Source organism: uncultured Capnocytophaga sp. (genome assembly GCF_938029845.1).
Classification (GTDB): domain Bacteria; phylum Bacteroidota; class Bacteroidia; order Flavobacteriales; family Flavobacteriaceae; genus Capnocytophaga.
In genome coordinates this window covers 1-18,407 of sequence record NZ_CALHGG010000069.1, presented here as the reverse complement: position 1 = coordinate 18,407, position 18,407 = coordinate 1, and the positions used below count along the sequence as shown (strand labels likewise).

The window sequence follows — 18,407 nt, the reverse complement described above, 5'->3', positions numbered from 1 at the left end:
AAATCAAACTTAAAAAAAGACTACAAATATTTTTATACTTAGCTATAAAAACCAAAAGTGAAAAAAATTAATCATTAAACATTGAGCATTACACATTAATTTTGTACTTTTGCAGTTCTATAGAAACTAATTTGATAAAAATATTTTCAAATGAAAGATAATAATCATAAGAAAAACACGGATGCCCTTGACTATCACGAATTTCCGAAACCTGGGAAGATAGCTGTGGTACCTACTAAAAAACACGCCTCACAGTATGACCTCTCATTGGCTTATTCCCCTGGGGTAGCTGAGCCTTGTTTGGCTATTGAACAAAATAAGAACGACGCTTACCGATATACCAACAAAGGAAACCTTGTAGCAGTAATCTCCAACGGTACTGCTGTCCTTGGTTTGGGTAATATCGGAGCCGATGCCGCTAAACCTGTAATGGAGGGTAAGGGCTTGCTCTTCAAAATCTTTGCCGACATTGACGTTTTTGACATAGAGGTTGATACCACTGATGTGGATGCCTTTGTCAATACAGTTAAGGCTATTGCTCCTACTTTCGGAGGAATCAACCTAGAAGATATCAAGTCACCTGAGGCTTTTGAAATAGAACGCCGCCTCAAGGAAGAATTGGATATTCCTGTGATGCACGATGACCAACATGGTACTGCCATTATCTCCGCCGCAGCGCTCAAAAACGCCTTGGAGATTGTTGGCAAGGATATTCGTAAGGTAAAAATCGTAGTTAATGGAGCCGGTGCAGCCGCTATTTCCTGTACCCGCCTTTATATTGCCTTAGGGGCTGATCCTAAGAATATCGTTATGTGCGACAGCAAAGGGGTCATCCGCAAGGATAATCCTAACTTGGACTACCTCAAAGCCGAGTTTGCCACTGACCGCGACCTGCATACCCTTGAGGAAGCGATGAAAGATTCCGATGTCTTTATCGGACTCTCCAAAGGAAATGTGGTAAGCCCTGAGATGCTCCTTAGCATGGCTAAAGACCCTATCGTTTTTGCCATGGCCAACCCTACCCCTGAGATTGCCTACGACCTAGCTACTCAAACGCGCTCGGATATCATTATGGCCACAGGACGCTCCGACACCCCTAACCAGGTGAATAATGTCTTGGGATTCCCCTTTATCTTCCGTGGCGCCTTGGACGTACGAGCTACCAAGATTAATGAAGAAATGAAGTTGGCAGCGGTACATGCCTTGGCCGACTTGGCTAAAAAGACCGTACCTGATCAGGTAAACTTAGTATATGGAGTCAATCTCACCTTTGGTAAGGAATACATTATCCCTAAGCCATTTGACCCACGCCTTATCTATGAAGTACCGCCAGCGATTGCTAAGGCGGCCATAGAAACAGGGGTTGCACAGAAGCCTATCACCGATTGGGATGCTTACCGTGAACAGCTAATGGACCGACTCGGAGGTAGCAACCGTGAAATACGTGTCCTTCAGGAGCGTGCCCGACAAAATCCTAAGCGTGTAGTATTCCCTGAAGCTGACATTTTGGAAGTACTCAAGGCTGCCCAACGCGTATATCAAGAAGGTATCGCTATCCCTGTACTGCTTGGTAACAAAGAGGTCATCCGCGGTTATATGGAAGAATTGGGCTTTGAGGCCGACTTGCAAATCATTGACCCTAAGAGCGAAGAAGAAAGAGAACGCCGTCACAACTTTGCCGATATCTATTGGAAAAAACGCGAGCGCAAGGGAATTACCCAAATCAATGCCCGCCGCCTTATGCGTGAGCGCAACTACTTTGGTTCCATGCTCGTCAATACAGGTCAGGCCGATGCTATGATCACAGGTTACTCCCGTTCTTATCCGCAAACCATTCGTCCTATCTTGGACTTAGTAGAAAAAGAACCAGGATTCAATCGTATTGCTGCCACTAGTATCCTTATCACCAAGCGTGGTCCCTTGTTCCTTTCCGATACTACTATGAACCCTAATCCTTCTTCAGAGGACTTGACTGCTATTACCTTGGCGGTAGCGGAGAAGGCTAAGATGTTTGGTTTAGATCCTGCTATTGCGCTACTTTCTTACTCCAACTTCGGTTCAGCTCCTTCGGAAAGTACCCAAAAGCTATCCAAGACGGTTGCCTACCTACACAAAAACTATCCAGACCTTATTGTAGATGGAGAGGTACAAGTAGACATAGCTCTGAACCCAGAGAAAATGGCCGCTGCTTTCCCATTCTCCAAACTTAAAGGAAGGGCTGCCAACGTGCTTATATTCCCTAACTTGGAGTCTGCCAATATCACCTATAAGATCATGAAAGAGTCCGAAGGACTCAGCTCCATAGGGCCTATTATCTTAGGTCTCTCCAAACCTATACACATCACCCTGATGAACGCCAGTGTAGATGAAATGGTGAATCTCACTACCTTCGCTGTAGTAGATGCTCAAGAGAGAGAACGAAGGAAATAATCGTATGATATAACTTACCAAGACGCTATAAATTGCGTCTGTACAAAAGACTACCTCAAGAAGGTAGTCTTTTTTATCTTGTTTTATTCAAGAATAAGTGTTACTTTTGCAACACTATAAAACATTATTTTTTTAACCTTTTAAAATCTCAGTTATGAAAAAACAGCTTTATTTATTAGTAGTCCCAATACTATTGGCAATTGTTATGGGTAGTTGTACCAGTATGGATTGTTCTCATGAACCTTACTATTTTACCATTGTGGTGAAAAAGGGCTCTCCAGAATATTCATTATTCCTAAAAGATAGCCTTATAGATAAAGAAGTTATTCGCTTGTTTAAATCAGGAAATGTGGATAAGCCTTATCCTATCTCTGTCAAATTTGGAGATATGTGGGGCAACTCAAGCCTAAGAAATAAAGACCTCTTTATAACCACTGATTTTGAAGGAGATTTCTTTACGGGGCGCAAGGAAGTACTTTATTTAAAGAATAGGACCAAGACCTATACTTTAGAAATTTTGGGGACAGTTGAAGCTACCCACTGTGGTGATTACTCAGAGCTCAAAGAGGCTTCTGTCAACGGCATCCGACAAGCTGATAGTATTACAGGAAAGCAAATTATTAAGCTATAATATGAAAAACAAAAAAGAGGCTGTCCGAAAAGGGTAGCCTCTTTTTTTATTATTACTCTGTCGTTACTCCACTACTTTGACAAGAGTTCCGTTATCTACATTGATTTGTCCGCTAGTGATCACCTGGTCACCTGCAGAAAGACCGCTGAGAATCTCTACCTTGTCTCCAAAGTTACGACCACTCTTTACGGTAACCAATTCCGCCTTAGGCACATCCTCTCCTTTGTCATTCTTGCCTGCTACGATCTTAAAGATCTTGTTTTGGCTTACACTCCCTACAAAGGCACTATGAGGTACTACCAAAGCGGTGGCTGACTGGCTTTGTCCAGCAAACTGAGCCGTAGCATACATACCTGCACGGAGCTTTCTGTCCTTATTGGAAACCAATATCTCTACTGGGAACTTAAGGGCGCCGTCAGACTTAGGAGCGATAAATACGATTTTTCCCTCTATCGTCTCGGACTCTGTACTAGGCTTTACTGTTACCTTGTCTCCTACATGTAGGCGGCTTACTTGGGCTTCATCTACAGTGATTTTAAGCTTTAGGTCATCTATATTCACCACGTTGAAAAGCGTTTGACCAGCTCCTACCATGGCGCCTTCTTCCACCTGCTTGCTGCTTACAATTCCGCTGATCTTACTCTTTACCGCCGTATCTCCAGAGACGATAGCTGCGGAGTTATAGTTGGCTTGGGCATTGGTTACTTGGAGGCGTACTTGTTCCAATTGCTGAGCGGTAACCCCACCTGTTTGGTAAGCACTTTCAAAGCGCTTGAGGTCAGCCTTAGCGTTTTCCAATACAGCCTTAGCATTCTCCAACTGTACATTGGTACGGTCAGCTTTGGTGCGGGCAAGTACTTGTCCTTCCTTCACAAAATCTCCCTCTTTCACATAGATCTGTACAATTTGCCCTCCCATTTCAGAGGAAACATTTAGATCTTGTGCTGCTACGAAAGTCCCATTGGCAGAGAAGAGGTCGGATACATTCTCCTGTGTCACCTTAGCGGCACGTACAGCTACTTGCGCCTCCTTTTGGGCAACAATGGCCACTTCCTCCGCATTTTTCTGTTTGTTAGCATGTAAGCGGTATGCCATACCTCCCCCTAAAGCGAGTATCACAACAGCGATAAGTATTTTTTTCATTGTTTCTTAATTTTATACGTTATGAAGCTATTCTTCTTAATAAGGTCTTTTATATTCTTATTCAGGGCGCAAAGGTAAAACAAAAAACTTAATAAACAAAAAAAGTTTCCAACTTTTTTTAGTGAAAAATGAAAAGTGAAAAATAATTCGTATCTTTGCCTTATGAATTAGGTTTCAGCAGTTTTGACTACTGACCGCTAATAACTTAATGATGAAAGCATTTCTAAGTATTTTTACTATCCTTGTTGTCCTTACGAGCTGTCAGAAGGACAACAGTCCCAAGGTAGCCCCTCCCTCCCAAAATCTCAACACTCTAATAGGTTATTGGCAGCGGGAGCATACCACCTCTTGTGCAGAAGAGGAGATTTTCCTTATTACAGATGCAAAGATAGGTTGGGTACCTCTGCAAGAAAAGGATTGCCTATTGGCCTATCCAAAAATCATAGAATACACCTACACTCTTGGGGAAGGAGGGAAACTTGTGGTAGCGGAACACTCTGCTCCTTGGGAATATAGCTTTCAGAACGGGCATCTCCTATTAAAGAAAAATCCCACAGGCAATTCCTATACCTATAAGCGCATCACAGCCGATGAATACTATAGATTTATCAGCGAACATCAGAAAAAAACTAACCATTAGCTCTCTTATGATTTCCGTTTATAAGTTAAAGCCCAAATTCCAGCAACTGCTACACCCGCTATTGGTATGGCTACACCAAAGAGGCGTTACTGCGAATGAGATTACCATAGTGGCCATTGTGTTTTCCTTAGGGATCGGTGTGCTCTTCTGGGAGGCTTCCTCGGTACCGCTTTTCTTCTTAGCACTACCCATAGGATTATTAATAAGAATGATCCTCAATGCAATTGATGGCATGATGGCGCGCGAATTTGGGCAAACCTCACGATTAGGGGAGATTCTTAACGAATTGGGGGATGTCGTTTCCGATGTGTTTATTTTCTTTCCTTTGCTCAAGTATCACCCCGAAAGCCTCTACTTAGTGGTTGGCTTTATCGTATTGAGTGTGCTTAATGAATTTGCAGGTGTCATGGGCAAAGTATTAGGGGGCGAAAGGCGTTATGAGGGACCTATGGGCAAAAGCGATCGTGCCTTACTAGTGGGTATCTATGGGCTATTGGCCTACTTTAGGGTGCATATAGCCGCCTATTCGCAAGTAATTTTTGGTATTGTGATCGCCTTACTGCTCCTGAGCACTTTCATCCGTTTAAAAAAAGGACTCTATGCCGCAAGATCTACCGAAGAATAAATACGCAGATGTACCACTTCGTATCAAGAGCTGGGGTGTCATTATCTGCATTTTTGCATTGGCTATATCCCACCCTTATATGATGTACCTCTTCTGCCTATGGGTAAGCTTTCAAGCCCTCACCGAATTGGGGGGACTCTTGAGCTTCGATGCTACCTATTGGCGTATTGGGATTCCCTTATTACAAGGCGTATTACTACTGGTCTGCCCTACCTACTACGACTATATGGAAGGAACTTTCCTTATAATCGGCATAGGACTTATCTTAGCCCTCTTGCTCCGAAAAGCATCCTTAGGTATTCCCCTCTCCCTAGTTATTGTCTTGGCTGTGTATCCTCACTTAACTTTCTTACGTATGCTCCCCCAAGGTTGGCTATGGGTTATCTTCCTAGTGGTTACCACTGAACTCAATGATATATTCCAATACCTTACGGGCAAGAGCCTAGGCAAGCGAAAGATACTTCCCAAAATAAGCCCCAATAAGACCATAGAAGGTTTTGCAGGGGGACTACTCCTCACGCCCTTGCTAAGTATGGGCTTAGGAACATCACTTGGGCTACCTATAAGCTTGTTCTCTTTGGCAGTGATAGGACTGGCTATCAGCTTCTTTGGATTCTGGGGCGATGTTACCTTCTCCTACCTCAAGAGGCGTGCAGGCGTAAAAGACACAGGTACCCTTATCCCTGCTCATGGAGGGCTCTTGGATCGTATAGACAGCCTATTGTACAATTGTATTTGGTTTTACTTATGGATACAATAAAACCTTTTGACAAGTGTCTGCTCCTTTCAGGGGGAGGTACCCGCTTTGCCTTATACAACGGGATGTATGCCGCCCTACATGCTTTGGGCAAAGCCCCTAACTTACTCATTGCCTCCTGCGGGGGCGCCTTTGCCGCTTTGGTTATCAATGCCTTCCCTACTGATGAGCAGCGGAAAGCCTACTTGCAATCGGAAGAGTTCTATCAGTTTATCAAGAGCCTATCCCTCACTCCTTATAGCAAGCTACACCGCTTGGGGATTCTAGTACTACAAAAGCGATATGACAAGCGCCATGCGCCCCTTATCGAAGATGTCTGTCAGCGCTATTTGGTAGAGATGTCCCAAGATCTCTCCGCGCTACTCCCCTCGCTGTCCAAGGTATCTTTTTCAGACACTTTACCTACCATTATCATAGGGGCAAAGATGCTATTTGCGCCCCATGAATGTGGCAAACCCAGAGGCGAGCGAAAACTCTACCAAAAGGTACTCTTCACCGACCCCGAGACCGCCCAAAGGATAAACCTTTCAGCTATAAAGCCTACCGAGCCCAACTATACCCATTCCGCCATAGCTGCTGATATACTTACTAGAACAGAAATACCTATGCTCACCGCTGCACGTATTTCTATATCCGATATGTTCTATGTAGCCCCTGTGGCTTACGAAGGCACCTATTATGCAGGCGGGGCTATTGACCTTGTCCCTATGGAATTGGCAAATACCCTCTCGACAACCCTTATTGTTGAAAAGAAACAAGCCTACTCCCCTACCGAAGAGGCTTTGGTACGTGCTGTCTTAGGCTTTAGCGGCAATGAGCGGTTAGCTTCTGTGGCTTCCTATCCTGCCCAATGGGTAGATACCCGTAGGGCTACCACTGTGCTAAAAGGTTATTATTCAGAGAAATATATCAACTGGAAGCAACTAAGCATAGACATTCGCTTTCCCAAGGACTACCCAACATACCAGCAACAGATAGACCAACAATGGGACTATGGCTACCAAACGATTCTTAACACCTTTAGACCATGAATGTATTTATCATAGGAGGCACCTCAGGGATAGGCTATGCCTTAGCTGATTTCTATCACCTACAAGGCAACAGAGTAGGGGTATGTGGCAGAGATCTCGAGAAACTCACCACTGAATCACGCTTTGAGAAGTTTCAAGCCGATGTTATAGATAAAGAACTATTAACCAACACAATACGCCAATTTGTAGGTACGGATACACTTTCGCTGCTTATTAACTGTGCAGGTCATTATGCCGAAGATGTGGCAGGAGAGATTTCCTACGAGGAGGCAGTGACCATGTTACAAACCAATATTATAGGAGCTGTCAATACCCTAGAGATAGGGCGAGAACTTATGAGGCATAGTGGCGGACAAATCGTCTTATTGGCTTCTATATCAGGGATTTTGGATTATCCTGAATCGAGCCTATACACCAAGACCAAGCGCAGTGTCCTACAAATAGCAGATGCTTATAGGCGTGCCTTGCGCCCCTTGGGTATCTGTATAACCACCATTGCACCAGGGTATGTAGCCACCCGAAAGCTACACGACCTTAACCAAAACGACCTCTCTAAGAAACCCTTTGTGGTAAGTGAAGCACAAGCCGTAGCCGAAATTAGCCATGCTATTGCCCAGAAGAAGCCCCTACACCTATTCCCTAGCCGAATGAAGTGGCTCATGCGGCTACTTTCGTTGCTGCCTAAGCCCTTGTTATCGCTACTTATGTACAAAAAAGCCAAATGGATGCAAACACCTGCTAATTCTTGAGCTAGAAATTAGGTCATTAGAAAATAATTTTCTACTTTTGTCGCATTAATCTATTACACCATGAACACAGGTTTTTTCAAAAGTCACGAAGGGGAAGAACTATTCTTCTACGAATGGAACTACAAGCCCGGTCAAAAAACACTCATCGTAATCCATAGAGGACATGAGTACGGGGAACGCCTACAGGAGTTTGCTACACACCCCTTGTTTGCTTCCTATAACATCTTTGCTTTTGACATGCGCGGACATGGACATACCAAGGCTGCGGTATCCCCTGCTTTCATGGACTCGGTACGGGATTTGGACACCTTTGCTAAGTTCCTTGGGCAGCGCTATGGGGTACGCGAGGAAGACATCTTTGTGGTAGCCAATAGTATTGGAGGGGTGATTGTATCGGCTTGGGCACATGATTTTGCCCCACGTATCGCAGGTATGGCTCTTTTGGCGCCTGCCTTTGAAATAAACCTTATTGTACCTTTTGCCAAGCAAGCCATTGAACTGATGCTAAAGATCAATCCTAAGCTCATTGTAAAGAGCTATGTAAAATCCAAAATGCTCACACGTGACCCTGAGCAACAGCACGCTTACGACACAGACCGCTTTATCACTCGCTCTATCAATGGCAAACTCCTTATTGACCTTGCCAACGCAGGCAAGCGATTGGTAGAAGATGCCGCTGCTATCACCACTCCTACCCTAGTGCTTTCCGCCGAAAAAGACTTTGTGGTGATTAACCGACAACAAAAACAGTTCTATGTAAATCTCTCTTCTGAAACAAAAGAGTTCATCACCTTGGAAGGCTTTCACCATGGAATCCTCTTTGAGCAAGGCAGAGAGGAAGTATACAAAATCCTACAACGCTTTATTCAAAAGGCTTTCTCAACGCCCCTGCCTACCCCTACACTTGCCCCAGACCTCTTTACCCAAAAGGAGTTTGAGACCATGCAATATGAGCTTATTCCCAATGGGGAAAGGTGGTGCTACCGATTTGAGAAATGGGCATTGGGTAAGTTCGGACACCTCAGCGAAGGGATGACAGTGGGACTCACTCACGGCTTTGACTCTGGTGCTTCCATGGATTATATATATAAAAATACCCCTCAAGGCAAATGGGGCGTAGGTCGCTGGATGGATAAGAGTTACCTGAATGCCATAGGCTGGCGTGGGGTGCGTATCCGCAAGGGACACCTATTACAACAAGTAGAAAAAGCCATACAAGCCCTACAAGCACAAGGGAAGAAGGTAAAAATATTGGATATCGCCGGAGGGGTGGGCAACTACCTCTTTGACATCAAGGAGCGCCATCCTGAAGTAGAGATAGTCATCAACGAATTCCTGCCTGCCAATATACAAAAAGGCGAACAGATCATCAAAGAACGTGGCTATCAGCATATACGCTTTACCAATTACAGCTGTTTTGAGGCAGACACCTACCGCAAACTGGATTATGCGCCCAATATCACTATTATCTCAGGTATTTTTGAACTTTTTGGAGACAATGCCTTGGCTACTGAGGCGATCAAAGGAGTAGTTTCTATCTCGGATAATGGTTATATCGTCTATACAGGACAGCCATGGCACCCACAGCTCAAGACCATTGCCTTTGTACTGAAGAGTCACCAAGAGAAAGACTGGGTGATGCGTCGCCGCAGCCAGCGAGAATTGGACGGGCTTTTCGCTCTGCAAGGGGTAAAAAAAGAAAGCATGCTGATTGATGATTTTGGGATTTTTACCGTTAGCTTGGCAGAGGTGAAGAAATAATCTAAGGAAATATGAAGATCATTTATGCCTTTATAATAGCACTTATCCTCTCTGTACTCGCTTTTTTTCTTGCTATTAGAATCACTGATAGTACAGGAGCGGCACTCTTTTTATTGGGAATGCTACCTATAGCCTTTTCTATCATCTTTACATATACAAAACTATTAGATATTTTTCATGTAAGAAAGTTTGTATATGTAGCCTTATATACTTTTATAGCTTGCTATGTAATGGTTTTTATGACCACTTTCCTTGTAGGCTCAGATAGTAAGTGGGGCGTTGGGTATGCCCTTTTGGATTCCCTTCATTTAATGATGGATGTTTATTTGCTTATTTGTAATATAGCTATTACACTTATTTACAGCACTTTGTTTGTACTTTTTAGCCGCCTTTCAAGAAAGAAAGATAAGTAATTGTATACATAGGCGTAAGCTGCAAAGAAGAAAGCCATACAAACTAATTAAGCCTAATTCTACAGCGATAGAAGTAGCGTACAGGCTTTCCCCACTGTTGTGCAGGAATCAGTTTAGGAAGCTGCTCCATAGTGCGTTGCACCTCTTTTCTTATATACAGAGAAGAAGCCACACAGCGGATAAGCACTACACTTCCGTCCTTTTCCACACTGAAAAGGACGGTCGCTTCTCCCTCCAATTCCTTATAAGGACTTTTAAGGATGCTTTGCTTAAGATACTGAGAGAAGAAATGATAAAAGCAAGCATCTCTTTCTCTTGCACTCACGTCCTTACATTGTACAAACATAGGTTTTTGTTCCATTGAAGGGAAACAAGTCGTATTTATAAGCTCCTCTTCCCCAATATCCATTGAAGGAATAGTGTCTTTCTCTTGTGTGTATCCTATACAAGGAAATACAATCCATAAGGAGGCTAATAAAAAAATACCTATTGAAAATCTGCTACCCATAGAGAACTCTTATAATATTTCTAATAGAAATGTAAATAATAAGAATGTTAAATAGAATAAAAAACAAAGATAATATCCTTCTTACTTTACAGATGAAAAATATAAGGAAAGCTACAATAGCTATGGTAGGAATATATATAGACAAAATATAGTACATATAATCATTCATATATTTCTTCAAATAACAAAGATATAAGAATAGAAATAACACAGAAATAATATCTGCTATAACGAGAAATCTATAAATTTTTTTACTATATTTTTTTAATTTCATTTTTTCACTTATTAGAAAGGTTTGATATTTCTTCAATGATCTATTCCCATACTTTTTCTAAAAAGAATAGTAATTTTAGAAACCGTATTTGTCCTATTCTTAGAAAATCTTGTATGCCATAAAGGCTTATACACCCCATTCTCATATATATATATTCTATTAATAAAAAGCCCTCTACTTCATATAACTTACCATTTTGTGCTTTTACATGATATAAGAATTAAGTATAAGTAGGCTGATTAACTTTTGGAATACAAACCGAACCTTTTTCATCCGTTATACCTATAATATTTTCAGAATCTTCTTTTGCATATATTTTTAGATTAGCCATTGGATTTTTATGTTGATCACATATATACCCTTGATAGTATTCTATTTTAGAATTATAGGCAAATAAAAATAAAAGCGATATATATAAGTATTTTAGCATTTCTCTATCTCCTTTTTAGTTAGACCTATTAAGCTCAAAACATATTTTTTCTATTGCAATACTGAACTTTGATTGTTTAACAAAATTCCAATTTTTGTCAAAGTACAAAGTAACTATTCTATCATACAGATAATTTTTACTTCTTACTATATCATATTCCATCCCATTATCTTCTATAATTTTATCTTTTTTCACCGAAAGATCATAGTCAAAATCAAATAAAATATAATAATTTTTCCCTTTTATATTGGTTCTTCTATTAGTTTGATCAATCCTCATTGAGAATAATATAGTTTGTTTAAGATTTTTTGTAGGAACGATACTAACTTTATAGAATTTTTCTTCATATCCCAAAATGATAAAAATATCTTCTTTAGGAAATTGCTCAATAGCTTTTGATATCATTTCTGTCACATTCCCTCTTATAAAATAATACTCCAAAACATTACTCTCTCTTACATTTTTAGAAAGACGTTCTGTATTACACGAAAATGATATTAACAATAGTATAATAAGTACAATTCTATTCATCTATCGGTCAGTTGTGCTTTTACATTTTTTACAATCTCCATAATAAAGGCTTGAAAAACGGAATCTTTTATTGCTATAGGATTCCTCCCCTTCCTTATAAGAGGGTGTGTCTATACAATATATGAGTTGATTATCCACATATTCAAGTTTTTCAACAGACATAACAGACCATTTTCCTTCATTATAAGAAAAATTAATAGCTCTTGTATTCAGATGAAAATCAGAAGTATAGATAACCCTTAAATATTCTGGGCTAGAAAAAACATCTTCAGACCAATTTTTATTTAATTCACTTTGAATACCCCATTTTAGTGTAATATAATGAATAGAAGCTATATTAGTAACAATCTCAGTTATTTTTTGATATGCACTGTTTTCATAATAATATACTTTATACAAATAATCTGGATCTTTGTGGGCTATATTGTAAGAGTAATCATAGGCATTATTCCAATTGTCATAACTTTCTCCTCTTCCAAAAACAGAGTCCTTTACAACAATTTCACGAGTTACTAAAAAGTTTTCTATCCTTCTATCTGTCGTTTTAAACTCATAAAAAACAGAATCGCGATCAAAATTTACTACAGGATAATCGTTCTTTCTCAACTCTTTTTCCTGTTTGCAACTCAATAAAAATAATATAAAAAAGAAATATATATACTTCATAGCTTATTTATCACACTTTAGGAGTTCGTATTGCCTAAGCAGCCTCTTAATAGATATATTTTTCACAGTCATAAACAAATAATTGTTTTATGGGGTCAAAATAATAAAAGATATACTTACCATGTCCCTCTTTAGGCTCTCTATCCATGAGAAAACTCAAATCTAAATAATCATCATTGTTATAATCTTCCAGATAAATACAAAGAGGCAAATTATATCGAATAAAAATCATACTATTTTTGGCTGTAATAGTCTGTATCTCCTTATTGGTATTCCTTTCCCTAATGCGGATCTCAACATCTCCTTTTTTAGTACTTTGCTTCCACTGCTTTATCTGTATATGAAAAGAATATTTTCCCATAAGAGTATCTCTATGGACGGATATGGGGTAAGAAAGAATATACTGACGCACCATAGCATCATACATTTCTGAAGAAATAGGTTCTATAAGGAACCTATCATCCTCCTTAAACCAAAACCTATCATTGCCTACTTTAGCTATTTTCTGCATTCCAAAAACCTCATACCTAACGAAATCCTCTTCTTTTTGGAAATAGAGGTCATTATCCTTGGTAAAACCCCTAATAGAAATAGTATCAGGATGGTGTAGGGTGATTATATTTCCTCTTATAGTGTCCTTATGCTGAGATATCTTCAGTAGGGCATATCTGTCTAAATCATCAGTAGCAACATAATAGTTCTCAGTCTGTCTTGTACAAGCTATCACCGAATAAATAAGAAAAAAATAGAAAACTACTCTCATTTTAAGAACCTATTTATAGATTGATTTACTCCCAAACCCTCCCAAAAGGAATAGTAATTTTAGAAACTGTATTTGCTTTATTATCAAAAGAATAGGCTTTCATTTTTCTTATTTTTTTGAGCGTCTTTAGCACTAAAGTATCACACTCTTTGCAACCAGTGGTTTTACGTATAATCCTATCTTCGATAATCTTTCCTTTTTTAGAGATGAGAAAACATACTACATATTGTCCTTTAAAAGTCAAAGAAGTATCCGAATGGTTGTGTTTTAGAAAATCCTCATAAGCTTGCTCTGAAGAAAACAAACGGGTAGTATTATCAAATAAAGTATTACCAAAAGGATAGACTTTCCCTCTCTTTGTATGCCATAAAGGCTTATACACCCCATTCTCATATATATGTTCTATTAATAAAAGTCCCTCTACATCATATAGCTTGCCATTTTGTGCTTTTATATCATAAGAATGGAGTATAAGTATCAGTATGCTGATTAAAATGCTTGTGTGTCTCATTCCTACTCAAGTTTTATTCTCAAAATCTTTTTTCCATAAGTACCTCGCCCCTATATATCTTTTGATAACGAAGGAGTTGCTCTCCCTTGTAATAACCTATATAATAGGCACGTTCTTCTTGGTGTGCCTCGGCTTCTTGCTGACTTACCTCATCATATAGATAAGTAGGGTGGTCTGTAGCTTGTTTGTGCAAATCGGAGCTGCTAAGGAAATAACGCTGTACAATATTGTCCTTATACAAATAGAGCTTTTGCCCACTCATGGGGATTTCGGCAAAGACCCTTTCTTGCTCAACGGGGGTAATGGGCATTTTAGGCTCAAAAGAGGGGTCAGCACGAAAGGCGTATTGAGGATCAATATGTATTTCTGAACTTTTTACTTTGAATAGGGTACGCTCCCAACTATTCCCCAATAAGAAATACTGAAAACCGTCTTTTTCTCCACAATACTCATAGGTAAGTAGGGATTGTAGGGGAAAAGCTTCGGTGGCTTTTCGCTCTTCTGGGGAACTTTTGCAAGAGAATAAGGCCAACAAAGGGGCTAATAAGGTCATTTTCTTCATTCTTTTCTACTAAATATATAGGTGTCAGCTTCTTCAAAGTTAGGGTACTGCCCTCCAAAGACTTCTCTTACTACAATTTTACCGAGGTAACGTTCTAAAGGTAAGTAGATATCCTTTGCATCTGTACAAACAAACTCTAAATAAGGCATCTTCAGCAAAGGAGAGGCATCCTTTATAGGGTTAAAACATATCTTTAGATTTCTAAGTGTTTCTATACCTACCAAATCGCTAAGGTCTTCTATCTTGTTTTGCTCTAAGTCCAATTCCTCTAAAGGTAAATGCTTCAGAGGAGAAAGATCTTTCACCTCGTTGTGATATAAACGCAAGGTAGTGAGTTTTTTGAGGGCTCTCAGAGGAGATAAATCGCTGATGTGGTTCCTATCTAACTGCAAATATTCAAGATTGGGCAACCACGCTAAAGGGGATATATCGGTGATTTGGTTTCTATCCAACCAAAGTTCGGTAAGGTTTTGTAATTTAGCGATTCCTTTTAAAGAAGAGAGCTTATTACACGATAGTTTCAACATTGTTAGCTTGGAAAGTTCACAAAAAGGAGTTATATCACTCACGCCACTGTCATAAACCTCTACTTTTTTCAGTTTTTTATACTTGGCAAGAGGTGTATAATCCGTTACCTTGATACTTAGATAGAGTTTTTGTAGCTTCTCCAAGGGTGGCAAGGCTTCCAAGTGAGTTATATTGTCCGATAGCAACTCTAATTCCTTTATATTGGGGAACATTTGCAAGTCGGCTAAGTCCTCCGAGTGCAAATCATCGTTATGAATGAGCATTTTGGTAATCAAAGGCGCCCCTTCTTCTTTGACCAACACCCTCCTCCCTTCTTTTACAAGAAGGTCAGCGTGTTTCTTTTTCAGATATTGCTTTACTTTCTGCTCTATAAGCTTGCTCTTAAAGGTAATGTAACTCATTTTAATCAGTAACTAATATTTTTTCTAATTCCTTTTTCTTTAATAGATACGTTTTGAGGTCTATATTACCTTCTGTTTTTTGGTCAAAAAGATCTTCTAAAGGCGATTGGGTATACGGTATGCCTGTTAGCTCTTCTCTTATCCATTGTATCCCTTTGAGAAAACTTTTAGCCAATGTATCGGCTACCCCAAAGTTTATTTCTTCACCATCTTGAGTAAGGTGTAACACTTTATAATGCTTAAGATCTTCTACCTTTTTAAATACATCTTCTAGTATATTCTCAGAGAAGCTTGGCTTTATGTTTTTCCATTTTTCTAGGAAAGCACTCTTCATAGAGGCTTCCTCTACTCTTCTAAATTTGACATACTCTCTGCCTGCTTCACTGAAAAGAGAAACAAGCGCTCTTTTAAGTTCAAAGTCTTGATATATATCTTTTGAAAAAGTTGTATGCAAAATTATTTCAAGCATTTGCATTCCTCCTTGTCGGTACTGGGACTTATATTTGTTTATACTATTGAAAACTGTTGACAGACTTCCCTTATGAACATACTTAAATATTTGATTGAGGTGTTCTAAGGTATCACAATAATTTATTTTTTGATGTATAATGAGTATATTTTGTAACAAATATGCCTCTTGCTCAGCTGTCCATTGCTTTTCTAAAGCATTTTTTTCAATAAGTTTAAGCAATAACTCCACCAATGTGCCATTTTCACCTATCACAGGACTTTCTTTTAGATAATCACTGACAAGTAACATCTCTGTTACACTAATAGGTGTTTCTTGCTTCTTAAGATACATACTCCCCAAATACATATCATAACCAATATAGTGACCTTTTAGGTAATCTGTATTCATAATATTGTCATAGAATAAGACTTTGGCAAGAATATAGATATCAGCAACTGGTGAAAAGGACGGTAAAGTATCAAACATCTCTTCCAGAGTATCATAAGGAGGAAGTACTCTATTCTTTTCTTTCATTTGTTCGTCAAAAACCTTACATTTTTGGTGAGTCTTCAGTAAGAAATCAAAGCTTTTATCTATTTCTATACGCTCCTCTGTCCCTACTTTTAATGCTTCTGCCAACAAATGAGATTTTTCTATTTCCAAGGTGCTAAACTTCTCATAATTATCTCTTTTTAGGAGGCGTTCTAAGAAATCGAATGATTCATATTCTTCATTTAGCTGATATTTTTCTTTGATTTCCTCATACCAAGAGTACTCTTCCTTTATAGAATAACCACTATCGGAAGAAGTACGATCTTGCCAAAGCTTATCTCCTTTGGCTATCTCCATAGCAAGGTCATAAGTAAGCTCGTGCATAGTATATCCTAATTCATCTTCTGTCTCAGGAGGTTCGTTCCAGCGAGTCTGATCCAATCTTTCTGTCGCTTGCTCCCAACTAAGTCCGGCATAGTGCACCATATAATGCTTAAGCCATTCGTAAAAAGAGTAATGGTTGAAGATCCAGTAATGTCGATTGTAACTATCTTCAAATACTATTCCATCACACAAGCCATTTTCGTGAGGTTCCGTTCCTATTTGTGCTAATCGTTTTTGTAAGGCATTCATTTAGTTACTTTTTCTAAAAGTGATCCCATAAAATTTGTTATTCCAGAACAATTCTGTTTTCTTTTCAGCCACTGATGCTGGGATACATTGTTCTATGGCGTTCAAATCAACCGTTTTGCCTTCAAAATAGGATTTAGAGAAGACGCTTTTCTTGTATTGGGTTTCCACAAAGTCGGCTGTTTCATCGGCAATAAGGAGTTTGCTACCTGGTTTGGCAACTCGGAGCATTTCGCTCATAGCAAGGGCTTTATCGTTGAAAAAATTGATACCTCCATTGTGAAAAACAATATCAAAAGTATTATCCGCAAAAGGCAATTCCTCTGCGGGACATTGCACAAGGGTAAGGTTTGTTTTCTTCTGCCACTGCTTCTTACATCTTTTGAGCATTCCCATAGAAATATCAGCTCCTACAAGGTCTATTGTTTTCAGATCAATCCCTTGCGGTAGATAACGCAAGTCCGCCCCTGTACCTATGGAAACATAAAGTACCGAAATAGCATTCTTCCATTCCAAGCGGCTCATCAATTCCGTACGCAGGCGGTCAATGCCATTTCCATACTTGAGTTTTCCTATCCATTTTTCTCCAAAATCATAAAAGAAAGACATCCAATCGTACATTTTCATATATTTTTGATTGTCTCCACTGACAAAATGGTCATTCATACAGCAAAAAATACCATTTTCTATTTTTATATCAGCTTTTAATATTTGGGATATATCCTTCATTGTATTTATATTTTTAAATTATCTTTTTTTAATCAAAATATCTCCTTCACAAAGCCAAAGAGGTTCATTTTCTATCCTTAACTCCTCCCAACATTGTTTTTGTTCTGTTTCAGCATCATCTACTATACGAAAACTAGCAAAATCTGTACGAGGTGGGGGCAATACAATAATCTTCTCTATAGCTGCAGGTTCCAAATGATAAGTATCTGAAAGTTTTTTGAGAAACAATAGCTGCTCTAACTCCTTTTTATAGCTTACAAGTGCTTGCTTCTCCTCTTGCAAAAGAGAAACTTCTTTAAGCTGATGAATTGTTTTCTGAAGTTCGTCTTCTATAAGTTGTTTTGCTGTTTTCATTCTTTAGTAAGTTCATCAACCATTGTAATAAGTTTGCTCAAAGTATTAAAATTACGTGTTGTAGCTACTATTTTAAGTTTCTTTTCCACATAATTGTTATTCAATTTAGACCTCGAAGCATCCTTAGGAAGATACAGATATATTTTATCACCTACAATAGCCAATTCTTCTCCATCAAAAGTTTCTTTCTTCAACTTTTCTACTAAATCAGGTGCTAAAACACTATTTGTGAGCGTAAAAAATACCCGAGCTATATCATAATTTTCTCCTATAAAAGGATTCATATCAAGCATTTCCTGTACTTCCTTACGAGTTGCTACAACAGTTGGTAAGTCAGGACCTATATGTTCTTTTATTAATTGGGAGACTTTGGGGGCTATTTCATTACGTATTTTGT

The 18,407-nt window shown here is 39.2% G+C and carries 21 protein-coding genes; 9 read left to right on the top strand and 12 right to left on the bottom strand.

Annotation, left to right across the window (positions count from 1 at the left end):
* Nucleotides 1-150: 150 nt before the first annotated feature.
* Both Q0625_RS04940 and Q0625_RS04935 read left to right on the top strand, forming a co-directional pair.
* On the top strand, nucleotides 151-2,430 hold the full coding sequence (locus Q0625_RS04940; protein ID WP_298823989.1) for an NADP-dependent malic enzyme: 2,280 nt from the start codon (nucleotides 151-153) through the stop codon (nucleotides 2,428-2,430).
* Between the two features lie 154 nt (nucleotides 2,431-2,584).
* Nucleotides 2,585-3,061 (top strand): hypothetical protein, encoded by a 477-nt coding sequence (locus tag Q0625_RS04935; protein WP_298823988.1) that lies wholly within the window; start codon nucleotides 2,585-2,587, stop codon nucleotides 3,059-3,061.
* Nucleotides 3,062-3,124: 63 nt separating this feature from the next.
* Here Q0625_RS04935 and Q0625_RS04930 read toward each other — a convergent pair whose 3' ends face one another.
* Complete coding sequence (locus tag Q0625_RS04930; RefSeq protein ID WP_298823986.1) at nucleotides 3,125-4,204, bottom strand: efflux RND transporter periplasmic adaptor subunit; 1,080 nt, start codon at nucleotides 4,202-4,204, stop codon at nucleotides 3,125-3,127.
* A gap of 208 nt (nucleotides 4,205-4,412) precedes the next feature.
* Here Q0625_RS04930 and Q0625_RS04925 point away from each other — a divergent pair, with 208 nt between their 5' ends.
* From Q0625_RS04925 to Q0625_RS04895, 7 genes are read left to right on the top strand one after another with little or no spacing between them, the layout of a single operon-like run.
* Nucleotides 4,413-4,844, top strand: coding sequence for a hypothetical protein (locus tag Q0625_RS04925; protein ID WP_298823984.1), 432 nt, complete (start codon nucleotides 4,413-4,415; stop codon nucleotides 4,842-4,844).
* A gap of 7 nt (nucleotides 4,845-4,851) precedes the next feature.
* Nucleotides 4,852-5,469 (top strand): CDP-alcohol phosphatidyltransferase family protein, encoded by a 618-nt coding sequence (locus Q0625_RS04920; RefSeq protein WP_298824035.1) that lies wholly within the window; start codon nucleotides 4,852-4,854, stop codon nucleotides 5,467-5,469.
* The gene (locus Q0625_RS04915) at nucleotides 5,444-6,229 is read left to right on the top strand and encodes a phosphatidate cytidylyltransferase (protein ID WP_298823981.1); all 786 of its coding nucleotides are present in this window, start codon (nucleotides 5,444-5,446) and stop codon (nucleotides 6,227-6,229) included. Before Q0625_RS04920 ends, Q0625_RS04915 begins: the two co-directional genes overlap by 26 nt.
* Nucleotides 6,217-7,257, top strand: a complete 1,041-nt coding sequence (locus tag Q0625_RS04910) for a patatin-like phospholipase family protein (protein WP_298823979.1) — start codon at nucleotides 6,217-6,219, stop codon at nucleotides 7,255-7,257. The genes Q0625_RS04915 and Q0625_RS04910 overlap by 13 nt, the downstream gene beginning before the upstream one ends.
* A complete protein-coding gene (locus Q0625_RS04905; protein WP_298823977.1) occupies nucleotides 7,254-8,006 on the top strand; it encodes an SDR family NAD(P)-dependent oxidoreductase in 753 nt (250 codons plus the stop codon). Before Q0625_RS04910 ends, Q0625_RS04905 begins: the two co-directional genes overlap by 4 nt.
* A gap of 60 nt (nucleotides 8,007-8,066) precedes the next feature.
* A complete protein-coding gene (locus Q0625_RS04900; RefSeq protein ID WP_298823975.1) occupies nucleotides 8,067-9,767 on the top strand; it encodes a bifunctional alpha/beta hydrolase/class I SAM-dependent methyltransferase in 1,701 nt (566 codons plus the stop codon).
* Between the two features lie 11 nt (nucleotides 9,768-9,778).
* The gene (locus Q0625_RS04895; RefSeq protein ID WP_298823973.1) at nucleotides 9,779-10,180 is read left to right on the top strand and encodes a hypothetical protein; all 402 of its coding nucleotides are present in this window, start codon (nucleotides 9,779-9,781) and stop codon (nucleotides 10,178-10,180) included.
* 43 nt (nucleotides 10,181-10,223) lie between these two features.
* Here Q0625_RS04895 and Q0625_RS04890 read toward each other — a convergent pair whose 3' ends face one another.
* The 11 genes from Q0625_RS04890 to Q0625_RS04840 form a co-directional block, all read right to left on the bottom strand.
* Nucleotides 10,224-10,688, bottom strand: a complete 465-nt coding sequence (locus Q0625_RS04890) for a hypothetical protein (protein ID WP_298823971.1) — start codon at nucleotides 10,686-10,688, stop codon at nucleotides 10,224-10,226.
* 719 nt (nucleotides 10,689-11,407) lie between these two features.
* On the bottom strand, nucleotides 11,408-11,923 hold the full coding sequence (locus Q0625_RS04885) for a hypothetical protein (protein ID WP_298823969.1): 516 nt from the start codon (nucleotides 11,921-11,923) through the stop codon (nucleotides 11,408-11,410).
* A complete protein-coding gene (locus Q0625_RS04880; protein ID WP_298823968.1) occupies nucleotides 11,924-12,529 on the bottom strand; it encodes a hypothetical protein in 606 nt (201 codons plus the stop codon).
* A gap of 106 nt (nucleotides 12,530-12,635) precedes the next feature.
* On the bottom strand, nucleotides 12,636-13,352 hold the full coding sequence (locus tag Q0625_RS04875) for a hypothetical protein (RefSeq protein WP_298823966.1): 717 nt from the start codon (nucleotides 13,350-13,352) through the stop codon (nucleotides 12,636-12,638).
* A gap of 25 nt (nucleotides 13,353-13,377) precedes the next feature.
* Nucleotides 13,378-13,863, bottom strand: a complete 486-nt coding sequence (locus tag Q0625_RS04870) for a hypothetical protein (RefSeq protein ID WP_298823964.1) — start codon at nucleotides 13,861-13,863, stop codon at nucleotides 13,378-13,380.
* A gap of 19 nt (nucleotides 13,864-13,882) precedes the next feature.
* The gene (locus Q0625_RS04865) at nucleotides 13,883-14,416 is read right to left on the bottom strand and encodes a hypothetical protein (protein ID WP_298823962.1); all 534 of its coding nucleotides are present in this window, start codon (nucleotides 14,414-14,416) and stop codon (nucleotides 13,883-13,885) included.
* 5 nt (nucleotides 14,417-14,421) lie between these two features.
* The gene (locus Q0625_RS04860) at nucleotides 14,422-15,354 is read right to left on the bottom strand and encodes a leucine-rich repeat domain-containing protein (RefSeq protein ID WP_298823961.1); all 933 of its coding nucleotides are present in this window, start codon (nucleotides 15,352-15,354) and stop codon (nucleotides 14,422-14,424) included.
* 1 nt (nucleotide 15,355) lies between these two features.
* Nucleotides 15,356-16,930 (bottom strand): hypothetical protein, encoded by a 1,575-nt coding sequence (locus tag Q0625_RS04855; RefSeq protein ID WP_298823960.1) that lies wholly within the window; start codon nucleotides 16,928-16,930, stop codon nucleotides 15,356-15,358.
* Entirely contained in the window at nucleotides 16,931-17,656 is a 726-nt protein-coding gene (locus Q0625_RS04850; RefSeq protein WP_298823959.1) for a methyltransferase domain-containing protein, read from the bottom strand. It lies immediately after the preceding gene.
* Between the two features lie 18 nt (nucleotides 17,657-17,674).
* Nucleotides 17,675-18,010: a cell-division protein gene (locus tag Q0625_RS04845; protein WP_298823958.1), complete on the bottom strand. Its 336-nt coding sequence runs from the start codon at nucleotides 18,008-18,010 to the stop codon at nucleotides 17,675-17,677.
* Nucleotides 18,007-18,407 (bottom strand): DUF1697 domain-containing protein (locus Q0625_RS04840; protein WP_298823956.1); only part of this gene is annotated, 401 nt, incomplete at its 5' end. The genes Q0625_RS04845 and Q0625_RS04840, both read right to left, overlap by 4 nt.

Bases quoted from the DNA above. Each gene is read 5' to 3' on its own strand.
- Q0625_RS04940 (WP_298823989.1), top strand. From the start codon at position 151: ATGAAAGATAATAATCATAAGAAAAACACGGATGCCCTTGACTATCAC.
- Q0625_RS04925 (WP_298823984.1), top strand. From the start codon at position 4,413: ATGATGAAAGCATTTCTAAGTATTTTTACTATCCTTGTTGTCCTTACG.
- Q0625_RS04935 (WP_298823988.1), top strand. From the start codon at position 2,585: ATGAAAAAACAGCTTTATTTATTAGTAGTCCCAATACTATTGGCAATT.
- Q0625_RS04855 (WP_298823960.1), bottom strand. From the start codon at position 16,930: ATGAATGCCTTACAAAAACGATTAGCACAAATAGGAACGGAACCTCAC.
- Q0625_RS04865 (WP_298823962.1), bottom strand. From the start codon at position 14,416: ATGACCTTATTAGCCCCTTTGTTGGCCTTATTCTCTTGCAAAAGTTCC.
- Q0625_RS04900 (WP_298823975.1), top strand. From the start codon at position 8,067: ATGAACACAGGTTTTTTCAAAAGTCACGAAGGGGAAGAACTATTCTTC.
- Q0625_RS04845 (WP_298823958.1), bottom strand. From the start codon at position 18,010: ATGAAAACAGCAAAACAACTTATAGAAGACGAACTTCAGAAAACAATT.
- Q0625_RS04885 (WP_298823969.1), bottom strand. From the start codon at position 11,923: ATGAATAGAATTGTACTTATTATACTATTGTTAATATCATTTTCGTGT.
- Q0625_RS04875 (WP_298823966.1), bottom strand. From the start codon at position 13,352: ATGAGAGTAGTTTTCTATTTTTTTCTTATTTATTCGGTGATAGCTTGT.
- Q0625_RS04915 (WP_298823981.1), top strand. From the start codon at position 5,444: ATGCCGCAAGATCTACCGAAGAATAAATACGCAGATGTACCACTTCGT.
- Q0625_RS04930 (WP_298823986.1), bottom strand. From the start codon at position 4,204: ATGAAAAAAATACTTATCGCTGTTGTGATACTCGCTTTAGGGGGAGGT.
- Q0625_RS04910 (WP_298823979.1), top strand. From the start codon at position 6,217: ATGGATACAATAAAACCTTTTGACAAGTGTCTGCTCCTTTCAGGGGGA.
- Q0625_RS04860 (WP_298823961.1), bottom strand. From the start codon at position 15,354: ATGAGTTACATTACCTTTAAGAGCAAGCTTATAGAGCAGAAAGTAAAG.
- Q0625_RS04905 (WP_298823977.1), top strand. From the start codon at position 7,254: ATGAATGTATTTATCATAGGAGGCACCTCAGGGATAGGCTATGCCTTA.
- Q0625_RS04920 (WP_298824035.1), top strand. From the start codon at position 4,852: ATGATTTCCGTTTATAAGTTAAAGCCCAAATTCCAGCAACTGCTACAC.
- Q0625_RS04890 (WP_298823971.1), bottom strand. From the start codon at position 10,688: ATGGGTAGCAGATTTTCAATAGGTATTTTTTTATTAGCCTCCTTATGG.
- Q0625_RS04870 (WP_298823964.1), bottom strand. From the start codon at position 13,863: ATGAGACACACAAGCATTTTAATCAGCATACTGATACTTATACTCCAT.
- Q0625_RS04850 (WP_298823959.1), bottom strand. From the start codon at position 17,656: ATGAAGGATATATCCCAAATATTAAAAGCTGATATAAAAATAGAAAAT.
- Q0625_RS04895 (WP_298823973.1), top strand. From the start codon at position 9,779: ATGAAGATCATTTATGCCTTTATAATAGCACTTATCCTCTCTGTACTC.